The following is a 16,963-nucleotide window of genomic DNA, read 5'->3' on the forward strand; positions in this document are numbered from 1 at the left end:
ATTTGATTTTAATCAGCTAATGGCACTTTTACTGAACATAAAAAGCCTATCAAGCTAATCCAAACGCTTAGAGAATCTTAGACTTGCGACTAATAATCCAATAATGGTGAACGCGACCAGCCACAGGGCGTCAAACTGTAAATCCATCACTTCGGCTTCCCTAAGCACAATAGCACGGGACATCCGCATAAAATGGGTTGCCGGCAGCGCCTCGGCAATCCACTGCGCCGCGACGGGCATGGCCTCATAGGGAAACATAAATCCTGAGAGTAAGATTGAGGGCAGCAGAATAAATACTGTCATCTGCATCGACTGCAACTGGGTTTTAGCAATGGTGGAAATGACGAGCCCTAAGGTAAGACTGGCGCAGATAAACAGCATGGCAGCGAGTGCGATAGAATCAATACCGCCGCGAATGGGCACGCCAAACAAAAAATGCCCCGCGGTCAAAATAATGCTTAATTGGATAAAACCCACTAATACATAGGGGGTTATTTTGCCCAACATCAACTCAAGTGGCCTTACCGGCGTCGTGATTAAAAACTCCATATTGCCCTGTTCACGCTCACGCACAATCGCGGCCGAAGTGAACATGACCATGGTCATGGTCAGGATAACCCCCAATAGCCCTGGCACGATATTGATAACGGATCGCTGCTCTGGGTTGAAATACAGCACCACCTCAAAGGTGGGCGTACTGGCTTTAACTTCCCTGCCCGCCACTTCATCCAGCGGCATCTGCCGAAGCCCCTTTATCGTCGAGGCCACAACCGTATCTGAGCCATCCACCAACCACTGACCAACGGGTTCGCTGAGGTAGCTAGGGCCGACAAAACTCGGGTGACGGATAATGCGCTCATCCAAATCTTTGCCAAGGTATAGCACGGCCTTCACCTCGCCCCGAGTGATGGCATCTTCGGCTTCACTGGCGCTATAATAGGTCTTTTTAAAATCCACTACTTGAGTCTCTTCAACCGCCTTAATGAGCGCACGGCTATAGCTGGAATCTGCTAAATTCACCAGACCTGCGGGCAAGTGGCGCGCGTCGGTATTGATGGCATAACCAAACAGCATGAGCTGCACCAGCGGGATCATCACTATCATGCCAAAGGTCATACGATCCCGAGATAGCTGCCTAAGCTCCTTGATAAGGATAGCGAAAATCCTAAGCCACATGGCCGCCCTCCTGCCGATTGTTGCCAATACCGCTCGGCAACGCCCGCTCCCCAGTGCACGTGACAAACACATCCTCAAGGCTTGGACGCACCATTTCCATTGACCTACCAGCAACCCTAGGCGCTAACCAATCCAGCGGCTCACTAATCTCCTGTCGCACTAACACCCTTAATCGACTGCCTATTTGCGCCGCCGATAACACGGCATCATCCATTAATAAGGATTGTTTCAACGCGCGAAGGGAGCTGCCGCTGACTTCAACCACCCAAGCGCCCATCGCCGCCATAAGTTGCTGTGGCGAGCCATCGGCGCGTTTAATTCCCCGTTCTAGAATCGCTAGGCTATGGCAGCGCTCAGCCTCATCCATATAGTGGGTCGAGACTAAAATCGTGGTGCCTTGTGCACAGAGGTCGAATAATCGCTCCCAAAACTCGCGGCGATTCTCAGGGTCGACCGCCGAGGTGGGCTCATCGAGGAAGAGTAACTCGGGCTTATGCAAGGTTGCTGCGGCTAATGCCAACCGCTGGCGCTGACCGCCACTCATGGAACCCGCCATTTGCTTCTCACGCTTCGCTAAATCGTATAACTCCAGTAATTCAGATAAGCGAATTTTAGTCTCTATTCGATTAAGACCATAGATTTGCGCGACAAACTCGAGATTTTCCCGTACCGAGAGGTTCTCATAGAGGGAAAATTTTTGGGTCATATAACCGATGCGGCGCCTAAGTTTCTCCTCGCCGCCCGGCAGGGTTTCCCCTAACACGCGAATATGCCCCGAAGTTGGGCTCAAAAGCCCTGTCAGCATGCGAATAGAGGTGGATTTGCCGCAGCCATTAGGGCCAAGAAAGCCATAGATCGTCCCCTTCGGGATGGCTAAGTCGAGGTTTTCGACCGCATTCACGCCGCCAAAGGCGCGGGTCATGCCTTGGGTTTCGATGGCATACTTTTGGCTCATGTCCAATCCCTACTCATCCCCGCTCCTCTACTCCTAGCAAACGCATCCCTGAGGGCTAATTGGCCGTTCATGGCAACTGTACTTCCAGCGCCATCCCCGTCGGTAAATCCTGTCCCTCCTCGGAAAGAGTAATATCCGTCAGGTACATCAGCCTTGAGCGGTCACGCTCATTTAGCGCATAAAACGGCGTATAGGCCGGCTGACTGTGAATATTGCGTATGGTTCCGGCAATCGCTTTAGCTCGGCCATCGACCAGAATATTGACATGGGAACCTACCTTTACACTGCTCAGCCAAGTCGCAGGTAAATATACCCGCACATAGGGATTATCCGTTGCCAATAGGCCGAGTAATTGCGTGCCAGCGGCGACTCTGTCACCTTCACGCCAAGGTAGGGTGTCGACTACGGCTTCGCGGGCAGCCACCAGTGTTAAATCCTGGATGGCTTTTTGTTCCAAGGCCACGGCGGCCAATGCAATGTCCACCGCGGCTTTAGCCTGTTCAACTTGCTCACTTCGGGTGCCGTTTTGTAACAGCCTTAAGCTCTGCTCCGCTTCGGCCTGCTTGGCAAGACTGGTATCGCGCGCCGCGCGAGCCGCATCTAAATCCGCTTGGCTGAGCACCTTAGTGACAAATAATTGCCGTGTGCGCTCAAAATTATTCTGCGCCTCTTTAACACTGGCATTGGCGCCATTGAGGGCCGCGCGGGCTTTATCTATGTCTTCAGCACGTGAACCTGTTACTGCCTCGGCAAGCTTTGCCTGCGCCTGCTTATACTCGGCTTGACGCATCGCAAGGCGCACCTTGGCTGAGGTGCTATCGAGTTCGAGCAAGACGGCTCCCGCGGCCACCCTTTGCCCCTCAACCACATAGATCGTTGAAATAAGCTCACCAACGGGGGCGCTGAGGGTTAATCTATCGCGCTCAACGGTTCCATACACCCGAGACGAATCATCGCTACAGCCCTGCAACAGTAGCATTAAACTACCTAAGAATACGCCGCTGAGAAATAAGCCAAATAATCTATACATTACGCGCCTATTTGCCACTCGATGTCCTGTCATGGAAACTCCTTGGATAGCACGCCATGGTGGCACGCTACTCGCCCTTGATTAACGCTAATAACTTAAATCGACTCCAATAAAAGATCGGCCATCTTGTGCTATTCCCCTTTTACGATGGCACTTAAGCGACTGATAAACTGTTGCACTGCATCGACAGAATCAAAGCTGAAGGCAAGGCCGTAGTGGGTTTCGGTCAAGCTCTTGTGTAAACGTTTAGGAAAGCGGGTCATTTCGCCGTTATGATAATAATCGTATTTAGCATGCACGCCTGCGATGGTTGCAAGCTCACTTGAAAACACTTCAAATGCTGGACGAATAATTAAATTTGCAGATTTACCATCGATATGCAGATATATGGCCTCTTTAGTGCCAAAAAGCATATATTCGGTGATGTTTTTGATGCTGAAATTGCTACGACATTGCAGCTTATTTAAGCAAGATACCATTTCATTTTGTGTAATAGCCAAGCTGACTCTCCGTAAGTATTAAGTACGTCCGTATGATGTTGGCGTATATATTCCAACATATGTCAGACGCAAAATGGCTGGCAAATGGATTTGATGAAAACGCTGTTTACAGCTCCACAGGCTATATCCTTTGCGCTGATAACGCATTAATAACCTTAACATACTGAGTGAGCAAACATAAAAATACCGCAGTTACTTAGTATCAATAACAGTACTTTTATCCCAACCGTAAACCATAAGCCTTTTTTCATCGGTTATCGCAACGATTTAACGATAATAGAAAGATAATGAACTGGTGATTGAAAGATAATAAAAAGGCGCTTCAGGCTCTGTAAATAAATTCATCATCACCAGTTAACTCCTGCTGGAATCGTGAGTGTTTATCAGGCAAAATTTCTCGGCAAATTACTCGGAAGTCAGACTTCTGTGCACTATCTCTCAGTCGATATCTGGATCAAAATCGCTATTTAAGACCGATTCCAACGAATGAAACGCTAAGGACAATATGAATCCCTCCCCCGCATTTGCCATCGTGCTGGCGCTACTTGCTGCTAGCTTGATGGGCACAATTGGTGTATTTGCTCGATTTACCGACCTACCTGCCGAACAAATTACTTTTTATCGTCTTTTGCTGGGCTCACTATTTTTAATGACATTTATGCTCTTCACCGGCAAAGGCCGCGAAATTTGGCATAAACCCAGTAAACGAACCTTAATTAATGGTGCCATGCTTTCGGGTTTTATGGCCTTTTATATCGAGGCTATTCAATACACCCAAATGGCGAATGTGATCATGATTATCTATCTAGCCCCCTTGGTGTCGGCCGTGTTTGCCCATTTTGTCTATGGCGAGAAGCTTAATCGCCTCAATGTGACTGGGGTGGTGATTGCGATGATAGGCTTTGTGTTGATGCTGCCGATGACATCGAGCCAAACAATATATGAGTCAGAACTGCGGGGTTATTTCTATGCCATGCTGGCGCTCTTCACCTATAGCGGATTTATCCTGATTAACCGTAAACCCAGCGCCAGTTCACCCTATCAAAGTACGCTGGTACAGCTCAGTGTCGGTGCTCTGTGCCTATTGCCACTCGTATTGCAATCACCATCGCTGCCAAGCGCCGAGCAATTTGGCTGGCTGTTAGCGATTGGTTTTTTTCCTGGATTTTTAGCGATTTTGTTTGCGGTAAAAGCCTTAAGGCAATTGCCATCTGTCACCTATGGCACCCTTTCCTATATTGAGCCTGTGGTGGTCGTAGTGCTGGCATGGTCACTTTTTGGTGAGGTATTAAGCATGATTCAACTTACTGGCGTCGCATTAATTATCTTTGCAGGTATAGCGCAAGGCTTTTTAAGCCAGCGACATAACTCAAAATGCACTAAAGCCTCCTCAGTTTGCCATAATTGATTTATAGGGAAATGGGAAGTTCGTTTATTTAAAAGGAGTATCACTTGAAAAAATTCCTCCTGATCATGAGTGCATTAATCCTGCAGGGGTGTACAGGACTCCCCGACAATGTCGAACCCGTTAAGGACTTTGAGCTAAATCGATATTTAGGTCAATGGTATGAAATTGCTAGATTAGATCACTCCTTTGAGCGTGGATTATCCCAAGTGACTGCCGAATACAGTCTTAAGCCTGATGGCGGTGTTAAAGTGATTAATCGTGGCTACAATGCCGCCAAACAAAAATGGAAAGAGGCCGAAGGTAAAGCTTATTTTGTCAATGGAGCTGACGAAGCCTACTTAAAAGTCTCCTTCTTTGGGCCATTTTATGGCGCCTATGTGGTCTTTGGCCTCGACAAACAAGCCTATCAATATGCCTTTGTCTCAGGGCCTGATACAGATTATCTATGGCTTCTGGCAAGAACGCCGACGTTATCCCCTGAGGTGATTAAGCAATTTGTCGAGATGGCGAGCGCACGAGGCTTTGATACTGACAACTTGATTTATGTCGAGCAAAAAGCCGAGGTAAAGCAATAACCCTCTACCCAAATAACACCAAGACAAACGCCGAAAACAAAAACACCGCTCATTGAGCGGTGTTTTTGTTAGCAATTAGGGTCAAAATTAACCTTCGATACCTTTGCTTGCTAGGAACTCATCGTAGGTGCCCTTGAAGTCATTTACACCGTTTGGCGTGATTTCAAGAATACGGTTCGCCAGTGACGATACGAATGCGCGGTCGTGACTCACAAACAGTAAAGTGCCTTCGTATTTTTCCAGCGCGTTGTTTAATGATTCGATCGATTCCATATCCATGTGGTTGGTTGGTTCGTCGAGCATCAGGATATTTGGTTTTTGCATGATGAGCTTACCAAATAACATACGCCCCTTTTCACCACCCGACAGCACTTTGACAGACTTTTTAATGTCGTCGGCGCTAAACAGCATACGGCCTAAAATACCGCGAACCGCTTGGTCGTCATCCTCCGGTTTACGCCATTGGCTCATCCACTCGAAGAGAGTCATGTCGTTAGCAAAATCTGACTCATGATCCTGGGCGTAGTAACCGATATTGCTGTTTTCAGACCATTGGATATGGCCTTCATCCTGTGGAATATCATGGATCAAGGTACGCAGCAAGGTCGTTTTACCCACACCGTTCTCGCCTAGGATGGCGATGCGCTCGCCCACTTCTACAATCAGGTTTAAGTCTTTAAACAGCGGCGTGTCATAACCTTTCGCCAGGTTCTCAACCACTAATGCATTACGGAACAGTTTCTTTTCCTGATCGAAACGAATGAATGGGTTAACGCGGCTAGAGGCCTTAACTTCTTCCAGCTTAATTTTATCGATTTGACGGGCGCGAGAAGTCGCTTGTTTTGCCTTAGAGGCGTTCGCAGAGAAGCGCGCAACGAAGGTTTGTAGCTCAGAAATCTGGGCTTTCTTCTTAGCGTTGTCGGCCAGCAGACGCTCACGGGCTTGGGTCGCTGCTTGCATGTATTCGTCGTAGTTACCAGGATAAACGCGCAGTTCACCGTAGTCTAAGTCCGCCATATGGGTACAGACTGAGTTTAAGAAGTAACGGTCGTGCGAAATGATAATCATGGTGCTGTCACGTTGGTTCAGAACGTCCTGTAACCAACGGATAGTGTCGATGTCCAAGTTGTTCGTTGGTTCGTCGAGCAGCAGTACATCTGGGTCTGAGAACAGGGCTTGCGCCAATAACACACGCAGTTTTAAACCTGGAGCGATTTCAGACATCAGACCAAAATGGCTTTCAATACCAATACCCACACCGAGCAGCAGTTCACCGGCACGGGATTCGGCGGTGTAACCGTCCATTTCGGCAAATTCCATCTCAAGGTTTGCCACGGCAATGCCGTCTTCTTCGCTCATTTCAGGCAGAGAATAAATACGGTCACGCTCTTGTTTTACTTTCCACAGTTCACGGTGGCCCATGATAACGGTATCGATGAGGGTGAATTCCTCATAACCGAATTGGTTCTGGCTTAACTTACCCAAACGCTCGTTGACGTCTAAGGATACGTTACCGCTGCTCGGCTCTAGATCACCGCAAAGGATCTTCATGAAGGTTGATTTACCGCAGCCGTTCGCACCGATAAGACCGTAACGGTTACCGCCGCCGAATTTGACTGAGATGTTTTCAAACAGTGGCTTAGAGCCAAACTGCATGGTGATATTCGCTGTAGTGATCAAAATGAACTTCCAAATCGAGTTAGGTGGGCCGACGTCTTAGCAAACGCAACTAAGTATAAACCTATTTGCTGACACCAATATGTCAAACCTGAGGGGGTAAAAATAAACGTGGCACTATAGCAGTTTGGGCTAAATTATCAACTAAAAAGGCCTAAAGTAAGCCATTGAATCAATGACTAACTCTGCTGTTTACACTGATTATCGCGCTAACTATAGGCTGCAATTTTAATGTTCATAAAAAATACCCAGTTAGAACTTTAATCCTGTATTGCCTAAAAAATGCTTATTTTTCTAATTGGAAAAACTACTTTGAACCCAGCACAGGTTCGTTATCCAACGTTAGTTTGGGCAGTTCTCCCGCAGGGGTAAACTTAAAGATTTTGCCATAGAAAACAAGTTCAGTTTCAAGCCCCAATGCCTTTTGGGTTGGGGTTCTTCCCCCATTATTTTCATCACCATAGGTAATGTACGCTGTAGGTACGCCCTTCTCTTTAAGCGCCTCATAAATTAGTTGCGATTGAGCGGCTGGCACGATGGAGTTTCGAAGGCTTTGAAAAATCAATAAGGGTTCATTAAGACCATCGAGGTGATTAAGGGGAGATAACTGCCGATATCTGGCTTTATTTTCAGGGTATGGACCGACCAATTGTTCAAGATAGCCCGATTCAAACTTATGGGTCCCCTTGGCGAGCTGCTCAAAATCACTGATCCCTTCATAACTGACTCCCGCATGAAAGACATCATAAAACGCCAAAGATGACATGACGGTTAACCCCGCGGCACTGACACCACGGATAGCGAGTTTATTTGCGTCAACCCAGCCCTTTGTGACTAAGTATTTCGCCGCATTAACCGCATCTTCTACGTCACTCTCGCCCCATTTGCCATAGAGACTTTGGCGATAGGCACGGCCAAAACCGCTGCTGCCACGGAAGTTTAAATCGAGTACTGCAAAACCACGGGTAGTCCAATATTGCACCTCACTGCGATAGGCACGGCTTGCCCGCGCCGTTGGACCGCCGTGGATCATCACGATAAGTGGTGGCCGTGTATCGTGGAGAGGCACATAATTGGGGTTATGGGGTTCGTAGTAGTAACCGTAAGCCTGCTCGTTCTTACCTGTGGCAAAGGCGATTGAACGCGAACGCGAAATATAATTGGGGTCGAGTTTTACTAGTGCAGGGGCATAGACTAGCTCAGTGCCTCGACCTACAACACGATAAATGCCCTTTTCAGGGGTTGACTTGGCGCCAATAAAATACACGCCATCACCACCTTTAACCACTTGATAAATTTCAGCAAAATCCACAGCTAGGGATTCGGTAATCCCCGTATCTAAACGGACTCGTACCAGTGCAGCTTGACTGCCTTGAATGTAACTGGCGATCACAGTATTCGCGTCTTCAAAGGCGTAGTTATGATTACCCAATCGCCAATCGGGAGCGGCAAAATCGGCATTTTTAGTCAGTACACGTTGTAATTGCCCTTTAGCCGATACTCGATAGATATTCCACCAATTATTTAGGTCGGAGATCACGTACAATTTACCGTCGGGGCTAAATAGCGGCTGGGTAACAGATGAATCCTTTGGAGTATTAATACGCCGAATATTGCTCAATTGCCCCTTTCTATCTAAGTCGCCTAACCAAAGGACACTATTATCCCAAGGCATATAAGGGTGTTCCCAAGTCACCCACGCTAATTGGGCATTATCGGGGGAAATCACTGGCGTTGAAATAAAATCGTGCCCCGAGACCAAGGTCTCTCCTTCGCCAGCATAATTGAGATTTAGCGCCACTAAACTGGCCTTGGGTTCTGCTCCAACACGATGATCTTCACGAACACAGATAATCCGCGAACCGCGACTGAAAGGCACACAATCGGCGTGACGAGTGCCATTGGGTGTCAAAGGGAAAGGTTCCTGATTTGGCGCAATACGGTAAAACAGTTGGTCCTGTTTTTTCGTTACAAACAGGCTCTTGCCCAAGCCTAAAAAAGCGGCGCCACCATATTCATGTACTCTGGATTTAACATTAAACTCAGGGGACACTACTTGAGTGACAATATTTCTTTCTATCAGGCGCTTAATGCCAACTTTACCCTGAGCACTACCACTGACCTCGGAGAAATAAATAGCATTACCGATGCTTTGCAAATCGTCGATTTCATCAACCTGTTCAAATACGTCGGTCGCTGAGAGTGGGGATTGCCAGCTTCCGTAGGGCGCAACTTGCACCTCGTTACCATGTGAGAACGAGTCATCAGTCTGTGCGGGCATACAACCACCGATGAGCAACAGAACCATCGGTAGCGCATGTAAAAAATAACCTCTCAACTCCATTATTTCCCCAAATTGGTGAATCTACCCTACCCATTTCCCCTGTGGGTGCATTTTGGCTCTGTTATTTTTTTACTTTTTTAACAAACCAATGGAGCACTTTAATCTGTTGAGTTTGACTTAGACCAAAATAAATACAAATCCAAGGGGATAATAAGAAAAACCAAGGGATTAACGCAACTGAACGACCACTCACCATGAGGAAAAAGAAGCCGCCATAAATGACTACTACACCAAGAACGCCAACGGTTAACAACATGCGTTTTGTGATTTTTTCAAGCCAAAGGGCTTTTTCCTTCCAAGACATTTCGTCAACTACCCCATCACGAAAACGCCAGTCCTGCTAGCAAAGATGTAAACAAAGTGGAGGGGGATTGTTGAAGGATACGGATCAAATGTCAACATTAATACCGTCTTGTGTAGGTATGAATATCTCACCAGTCATCACTATTAACGCAGCATAAAAGCACACCATAAACTTACTTTGCAAAATAAAAAACCGAGCTATGCTCGGCTTTTAACATCATAAACAAAGTGAGTTACAGGCGAATACCGCCGTCCACTTCAAACACCCGACCATTTACATAGTCATTCTCGATAATAAAACGCACCGTAGAAGCGATTTCTTCCGCCTGACCTAAACGGCCCACCGGCACTAACCTCTCAAGACGCTCTAAGGCTTCTGGCTTCATCGCCGCCGTCATTTCGGTGGCAATGACGCCGGGTGCAACCGCCGCGCTACGAATGTTGTAACGCGCCAATTCCTTCGCCCAGCCCACTGACATGGCCGCCACACCGGCTTTTGAGGCCGCGTAGTTAGACTGACCTACGTTACCCGCTTTAGCTAGGCTCGAGATATTAACGATAACACCAGGTTGACCGGATTCGATCATCGCCGCTGCTGCTTCACGGCCACAGAGGAAACTGCCCGTCAGGTTAACATTGATCACCGATTGGAATTGCTCATAGGACATACGGTCGGTGACTTTGCCTTCCTTCGCCTTAAGCAGCATGCCATCGCGTAAAATCCCCGCGTTGTTCACCAACACGTTGACTTGACCAAAGTCTTCCAGAATATAGGCAAAACCAGCCACTACATCTTCTTCGTCGGTAATATCTAAAGCATAACCTTGCACTTCTGTGGTGCTTCCCAGATCGGCGCAGGCGCGCTCCAATTTTTCTTGGTCCACATCGATAAGGGCTAATCTTGCGCCCGCCTCGGCAAAGTTTTGCGCCATGGCTAGACCTAAACCACCCGCGCCGCCAGTAATGACGACAACCTTATCTTTTAAATCCATCTGGGTATCCCTTGTTTATCTATTTTTTAAGTGGTGCAAATTGTTCAAAAATGCTGGAGAAATCCCGGCGACCATTGCCCTGTCTGGCATGGTTGACATACAAGCTGCGGGCGAGTGCGCCCATTGGGGTGCTGGAATTGCTCAATAACGCCGCTTCCTGTGATAGACCGAGGTCTTTGACCATCAAATCTACCATAAAGCCGCCCTGATAGTCCTTAGAAGAAGGCACATTCTCCATCACGCCTGGGCAAGGATTGTACTTTTCTAATGTCCAATTACCGCCACTGCTGACTTTCATAATGTCGGACAACACTTTGGGATCTAAACCGTGGTCGATACCCATTTGCAGCGCTTCTGAAGTGCCAACCATCAGCACAGATAACAGCATGTTATTGCAGATTTTGGCAACTTGGCCCGCACCCGCAGCGCCCGCGTGAAAAATGTTTTTCCCCATGGCATTGAGCACGGTTTGTGCCTTGGCAAAGGCGCCATCCGAGCCGCCGCAGATAAAGGTCAACGTGCCCGCAGCCGCACCCGCTGTGCCGCCAGATACCGGCGCATCCATAAACTCAATACCGCTCTTGGCCGCTTCTGCCGCCACTAATTGTGCACTTTGTGCATCAATCGTTGAGCAATCGATAAGTAAGGTATCGCCCGCAACCACCTCGAGCAGGCCTTTGTCTGTCTCTGTACCTAAGTAGAGGTTTTTAACATGCTTGCCTGCAGGCAGCATAGTAATTACCACATTTGCGCCCGCCGCTGCGCCGCAGGCAGTACTCGCCGCGATGGCGCCTTGATCGACTAACGATTGCACCGCTGCTGGCACGAGGTCAAATACCCGTACCGTCATGCCTGCTTTTATCAGATTGGCCGCCATAGGGCCGCCCATATTACCTAAACCAATAAATGCTACTGTACTCATGCCACAACTCCCATAATCCTTTGTTTTGCGCCGCGTCCTAATTCATTCATAGTGAATTCGGACACGACCTCAGCTTCAATCTTGCTTGGCTAAATGCATGGCTTTGGAGCTTAGCCTATGCCAGGGTATGCAGTGGATGTTCTTCCCAAGGCGAGGTCAATAGTTGTTCCACCAGAGCGTCTGGTACCGATTTTACATCGGCAAATTGCCATTTTGGCTGTCTGTCCTTGTCGATAAGTAAGGCGCGTACACCCTCGCAAAAATCCCCAGAAGCGCAGGTGTTGGTGCTCAGCGTTAACTCCCACTTAAAGCAATCGGCTAAGTTAAATTTAGTGCCCAGCTGCGCCTGACGGTAAACTAAGTGCCAGCTGATAGGACTGCCTGCTAGTAGGGTATCGCGCGCCTTTAAAAGCCACTTTTCCGTAGTATCGAGGTGTTGCATACGCGCAACGATATCCTCAAGACTTCCCGCCATCAGCTTATCGATAAGCTCTTGATTTTCGGCAAGTAGGCTCTCGCCCTTCGGGATTTGCACGCGGTTTGATAGCTCGTTGATCATGCCATCGAGGCGTTGATGGTTAAGCGCGGGCGAATCACTCCAATCGAGGGTCGCCATGGCATCAAACATCAGCTCTTTGTCATCGCGATTCAGGTAATGATCGGCAAGTCCCACATAGCGAGCATCTGCGGCGTTCATTTGATAGGCGGTTAACCCTAAGAACAGTCCCATTTTGCCCGGCATACGATTAAGGAAATAACTGCCACCCACATCGGGGTACAGGCCGATAGTGACCTCAGGCATGGCAATCCGTGATGACTCAGTCACCACTTTGTGACTCGCGCCCGCCATCAGGCCAAGGCCGCCGCCCATCACTATGCCATCTCCCCACACCAAGACGGGTTTTCCGAAGGTGTGCAGCAAATAATCTAGGCGATATTCTTCTTCGAAGAACACCTTAGCCACTTCAGTGACTTCGCCCTTCGCAGCGACAGAGGCATGGTAAAGTGCGCGTACATCGCCACCGGCACAAAAGGCTTTCTCACCGCTGCCATCTAGTACTAAGCAGGCAATTTTCGAATCCTTTTTCCAAGCACTCAGCTGCACGGATAAGGCGCGAACCATATCAAGATCGAGGGCATTAAGTGCCTTTTCTACATTGAGGGTCGCGATACCGACAAATTTTCCCGATGCAGTGGCTAAGGTTTGAAACACCACTTTAGGGGTTGCTGTACTCGTTACATTTGGATCAATTTGACTTGATTCGATATGACTTGTTTCGAGGTGATTGGTCATTAGCCATTCTTCCACTGTGCTTTTCGTTTCTCTAAGAACGCATTCACGCCTTCGGCCTGATCTTCGGTATCAAATAGGCCCACAAAGAGTTCGCGCTCAATCGGTAATGCAAGGCTTCGCGGCATTTGACGTCCCGCTTGGATAAGCGTCTTACAGGCCGTCACACTGCTTGGGCTTTGGTTTGCCACCTTGGCCGCCAGCGCAATTGCAGCACTTAAGGCAGTACCGGATTCCACCACTTCTTCGACTAAACCAATGCTCAGCGCTTTATCCGCAGTCACGCGCTCGCCGCAGAGGATCATCCGTTTTGCCCAGCCCTCGCCCACTAATGCAGTGAGGTTTTGGGTGCCGCCCGCGCAGGGAAGCAGGCCCACTGTGGCCTCAGGCAGTGCCATCACAGCTTGGCTTTCGGCAATTCGCAGATCGCAGGCCAGCGCCACTTCTAAACCGCCACCCATGGCGTAACCATTAATCGCCGCGATAGACACGCCGCGGAACTGACTTAAGGTTTCAAAGGCCTCGCCAAAGTATTTGGCCATGCTCGCCGCGTTACCTTTGTCGCCGTCGGCAAACAGTTTAAGGTCCGCGCCCGCAGAGAAAAACTTATTACCTTCACCGGTTAAGACCAGCGCATAGATGTCTTTGTTAGCGTTAAGTTCAAGCACCTTAGCCTTGAGTGCCTTTAGGCTCTCGGCCGTCCAAGTATTGGCCGGCGGGTTGTTCATGGTCACAATCGCGGTGTGACCTTCGATACGTTCGATTAAATATTCCATTCCTGTGGACTCCATTCTTTACCGTCTAAACCATAGCGCATTTTTGAGGTGGATTAGAGGATTTCTCCTGCGTTTTCATCGAGTAAACGACGGGCAATAATGAGACGCATGATTTCGTTAGTGCCCTCAAGAATTTGGTGTACACGCACATCGCGGAAATGACGCTCCAGTGGATATTCGCGGATATAACCGTAACCACCGTGAATTTGCAGCGCTGCGTCACACACTTGGAAACCCACATCGGTGGCAAAACGTTTTGCCATGGCACAATATGCCGTGGCTTCTGGATCGCCACTATCGAGTTTAAAGGCCGCTAATCGCACCATTTGACGGGCAGCAACCAGTTCAGTTGCCATATCCGCCAGTTTAAATTGCAGTGCTTGGAAGGCTGCTAACGGCTTACCAAATTGTTGTCGCTCATTCATATATTGGGTCGCACGCTCAAGTGCCGCCTGCGCCGTGCCTACGGAGCAAGTGGCGATATTGATGCGACCGCCGTCTAAGCCTTTCATGGCGAAGGTAAAGCCTTGGCCTTCTTCACCCAGCAGGTTAGCAACGGGCACACGCACATTGTCGAACGTCACAAGACGTGTCGGCTGGGCATTCCAGCCCATTTTATCTTCGGCCTTGCCGTAGATAATGCCTTGGCTATCGGCGGGAATTGCAATGGCAGAAATGCCCTTAGGACCAGCGCCGCCCGTGCGACACATCACAACCAATAGCTCGGTTGCACCCGCGCCAGAGATAAACATTTTCGAGCCGGAAATCACATACTCATCACCCACGCGAACCGCTTTGGTCTGCAGTGATGCCGCGTCCGAGCCCGCGCCCGGCTCTGTTAAGCAGTAAGAAGCTAACATGCGGCCCGTGGTTAAGGCTTCAGACCACGCTTGGCGAAGGGTTTGAGTACCCCAAGTGGTCACCATCCATGTCGCCATATTGTGAATGGTCAGCATCGCAGTTGTCGCGGTGCAGCCCTTAGCTAGCTCTTCAAAAATAATCGATGCATCGAGGCGCGATAGCCCCATGCCGCCTTCAGACTCGGGCGAATAGAGTGAGCAAAAACCGAGCTCACCAGCTTTTTGGATCACATCCTTTGGGAAATGGTGTTCTTCATCCCACTTGGCAGCGTTTGGGGCTAATTCATCTGCGGCAAACTGGTGCGCCAGTGTGGCAAATTGGCGTTGGTCTTCGTTGAAATTAAAATCCATGTTGTTCTCCTAAAGCCATAGCGCTCTCCTATGACTCTCTGGTCATTTCTCACGATCAAAACAAAAGTTAAAACAATGAGTTGATAAACAGTTTATTTATCATCGGCGCACTAGTGGCGCCGATGATAAGCTGATATGAGTAACTTTTATGAGTAACTTTACGCTAAAACTCTGATGTGGTTGTTAAACAACACCTTAGCGTAGGTTAATACTCATGTTCGGACCTGCGGCGACCGCGATGTCCGACTCGAACCAGCGAGAAGTAATGGTTTTTGTTTCAGTATAGAAACGCACAGCTTGCTTACCATAGGCGTGTTGGTCGCCGTAGAAGCTGCCCTTCCAACCCGTAAATGAGAAGAACGGTAATGGCACAGGAATTGGCACGTTAATACCCACTTGGCCAACTTCGATTTCGTGTTGATATTTACGTGCAGCGGCGCCACTGGCGGTAAAGATTGAGGTGCCGTTACCGTATGGGCTGGCGTTAACTAATGCGATGGCATCTTCTAATGAATCAGATTCCATGCAGCACAGCACAGGGCCAAAGATTTCTTCCTTGTAAATGCTCATGTCCGTGGTCACGTTAGTGAACATGGTTGGGCCGACCCAGTTACCCGACTCAAAACCTGGCACAGTAAAGTCGCTACCATCGAGCAGACACTCAGCGCCCTCATCCTTACCTTGGGCAATTAGTTTCAACACGCGCGCCTTGGCGGCTGGGCTGATCAATGGGCCGTAGCCCGCGTCTTTATCATCCCAAAGACCTGGGCGCACTTTGGCTAGGGCTTCTTTAAGCTCTGGGATCCACTCTTTAGCCGCGCCAACAAACACGGCAACCGAGATGGCCATACAGCGTTGACCCGCCGCGCCGACAGAAGCACCAACCAGGTTGTTGATCACTTGCTGCTTGTTAGCATCAGGCATGATCACGCAGTGGTTTTTCGCACCGGCAAAGGCCTGTACGCGTTTTAAGTTATCGGTACCTGTCTTATAGATATATTGACCCACGGCCACAGAACCCACGAAGGAAATGGCCTTAATAGCATGGTCTGCCAGCAGAATATCCACTGCGGTTTTATCGCCATGGACTAATTGCAGCACGCCGCGCGGCGCGCCAGCTTCCATAAAGAGTTCAACCAGACGCTGCGGCGTCATTGGATCCTGCTCTGATGGTTTTAAAATAAAGGTGTTACCGCAGGCAATCGCCAGTGGGAACATCCACAGCGGGATCATCGCTGGGAAGTTAAATGGGGTAATACCGGCACATACGCCAAGCGGCTGAGTGTAGCTGTAGGTATCGATTGAACGGGCCACGTTTTCAACGGTTTCGCCCATCAACAGTGATGCAATATTACATGCGTGTTCGGCCACTTCGATGCCGCGCCAGACGTCGCCCTTAGCGTCTTCGAAGGTTTTACCGGTTTCCTTGGCAAGGATTGTCGCCAGCTCATAGTGGTGTTCTTTAAGCAAATGTTGGTAGCGGAGCATCACGCGCGCACGCTCTGATACTGGCACTTCACGCCAGGTTTTGAAGGCTTCTTTGGCGCTGGCAATCGCCGCGTGCACTTCTTCAGAAGTCGCGCAGTTGATGGTTGCGATAGCTTGGTTATTGGCAGGGTTAGTCACCACAATCTGGTTACTGCCCGAGCCTGTAATAAACTCACCATCGATAAAATGCTTAACTTGTGTGGTCATTTTGCAATCCTTTTCTATTTTTGACCTTGCTGGCGGTGCATTTGTTTTGTTGCACTCTGGTTTATTGCACTCTGGTACTTTTGAGTACTCAGATACTCTGGTTCACTC

15 protein-coding genes are annotated in these 16,963 nt (G+C 48.9%); 2 read left to right on the top strand and 13 right to left on the bottom strand.

The features are described 5' to 3' along the window. Positions 1-54: 54 nt before the first annotated feature. From K0H61_RS11565 to K0H61_RS11580, 4 genes are all read right to left on the bottom strand, one after another. On the bottom strand, positions 55-1,176 hold the full coding sequence (locus K0H61_RS11565) for an ABC transporter permease (protein ID WP_220049415.1): 1,122 nt from the start codon (positions 1,174-1,176) through the stop codon (positions 55-57). Beyond that, positions 1,166-2,131, bottom strand: a complete 966-nt coding sequence (locus K0H61_RS11570; protein WP_220049416.1) for an ABC transporter ATP-binding protein — start codon at positions 2,129-2,131, stop codon at positions 1,166-1,168. Before K0H61_RS11570 ends, K0H61_RS11565 begins: the two co-directional genes overlap by 11 nt. 67 nt (positions 2,132-2,198) lie before the next feature. Next, the gene (locus K0H61_RS11575) at positions 2,199-3,110 is read right to left on the bottom strand and encodes an HlyD family secretion protein (protein WP_434086620.1); all 912 of its coding nucleotides are present in this window, start codon (positions 3,108-3,110) and stop codon (positions 2,199-2,201) included. Positions 3,111-3,292: 182 nt separating this feature from the next. Then, positions 3,293-3,640, bottom strand: coding sequence for a hypothetical protein (locus K0H61_RS11580; RefSeq protein ID WP_220052672.1), 348 nt, complete (start codon positions 3,638-3,640; stop codon positions 3,293-3,295). Between the two features lie 526 nt (positions 3,641-4,166). Here K0H61_RS11580 and K0H61_RS11585 point away from each other — a divergent pair. Beyond that, the gene (locus tag K0H61_RS11585) at positions 4,167-5,069 is read left to right on the top strand and encodes a DMT family transporter (RefSeq protein ID WP_220049420.1); all 903 of its coding nucleotides are present in this window, start codon (positions 4,167-4,169) and stop codon (positions 5,067-5,069) included. A 44-nt stretch (positions 5,070-5,113) separates the two neighbouring features. After that, positions 5,114-5,644 carry a lipocalin family protein gene (locus K0H61_RS11590; protein ID WP_220049422.1) on the top strand — a complete coding sequence of 177 codons (531 nt, stop codon included), beginning with the start codon at positions 5,114-5,116 and terminating at the stop codon, positions 5,642-5,644. Between the two features lie 87 nt (positions 5,645-5,731). Here K0H61_RS11590 and K0H61_RS11595 read toward each other — a convergent pair whose 3' ends face one another. From K0H61_RS11595 to K0H61_RS11635, 9 genes are all read right to left on the bottom strand, one after another. Then, positions 5,732-7,324 carry an ABC-F family ATPase gene (locus K0H61_RS11595; RefSeq protein WP_220049423.1) on the bottom strand — a complete coding sequence of 531 codons (1,593 nt, stop codon included), beginning with the start codon at positions 7,322-7,324 and terminating at the stop codon, positions 5,732-5,734. A 304-nt stretch (positions 7,325-7,628) separates the two neighbouring features. After that, complete coding sequence (locus K0H61_RS11600) at positions 7,629-9,665, bottom strand: S9 family peptidase (RefSeq protein WP_220049425.1); 2,037 nt, start codon at positions 9,663-9,665, stop codon at positions 7,629-7,631. Between the two features lie 61 nt (positions 9,666-9,726). Next, complete coding sequence (locus tag K0H61_RS11605) at positions 9,727-9,969, bottom strand: hypothetical protein (RefSeq protein WP_220049426.1); 243 nt, start codon at positions 9,967-9,969, stop codon at positions 9,727-9,729. 232 nt (positions 9,970-10,201) lie between these two features. Continuing rightward, positions 10,202-10,960: an SDR family oxidoreductase gene (locus K0H61_RS11610; RefSeq protein ID WP_220049427.1), complete on the bottom strand. Its 759-nt coding sequence runs from the start codon at positions 10,958-10,960 to the stop codon at positions 10,202-10,204. Positions 10,961-10,979: 19 nt separating this feature from the next. After that, positions 10,980-11,882 (bottom strand): 3-hydroxyisobutyrate dehydrogenase, encoded by a 903-nt coding sequence (gene mmsB / locus K0H61_RS11615; protein ID WP_220049428.1) that lies wholly within the window; start codon positions 11,880-11,882, stop codon positions 10,980-10,982. A gap of 115 nt (positions 11,883-11,997) precedes the next feature. Continuing rightward, complete coding sequence (locus tag K0H61_RS11620) at positions 11,998-13,176, bottom strand: enoyl-CoA hydratase/isomerase family protein (protein WP_220049430.1); 1,179 nt, start codon at positions 13,174-13,176, stop codon at positions 11,998-12,000. Next, positions 13,176-13,949 (bottom strand): enoyl-CoA hydratase, encoded by a 774-nt coding sequence (locus K0H61_RS11625; RefSeq protein ID WP_220049432.1) that lies wholly within the window; start codon positions 13,947-13,949, stop codon positions 13,176-13,178. Before K0H61_RS11625 ends, K0H61_RS11620 begins: the two co-directional genes overlap by 1 nt. Positions 13,950-14,002: 53 nt before the next feature. After that, the gene (locus K0H61_RS11630) at positions 14,003-15,160 is read right to left on the bottom strand and encodes an acyl-CoA dehydrogenase family protein (RefSeq protein ID WP_220049433.1); all 1,158 of its coding nucleotides are present in this window, start codon (positions 15,158-15,160) and stop codon (positions 14,003-14,005) included. Positions 15,161-15,355: 195 nt separating this feature from the next. Further along, positions 15,356-16,855: a CoA-acylating methylmalonate-semialdehyde dehydrogenase gene (locus K0H61_RS11635; protein WP_220049435.1), complete on the bottom strand. Its 1,500-nt coding sequence runs from the start codon at positions 16,853-16,855 to the stop codon at positions 15,356-15,358. Positions 16,856-16,963: the final 108 nt, after the last annotated feature.

It is taken from the genome of Shewanella acanthi, assembly GCF_019457475.1.
In the GTDB taxonomy this organism is placed as follows: Bacteria; Pseudomonadota; Gammaproteobacteria; order Enterobacterales; family Shewanellaceae; genus Shewanella; species Shewanella acanthi.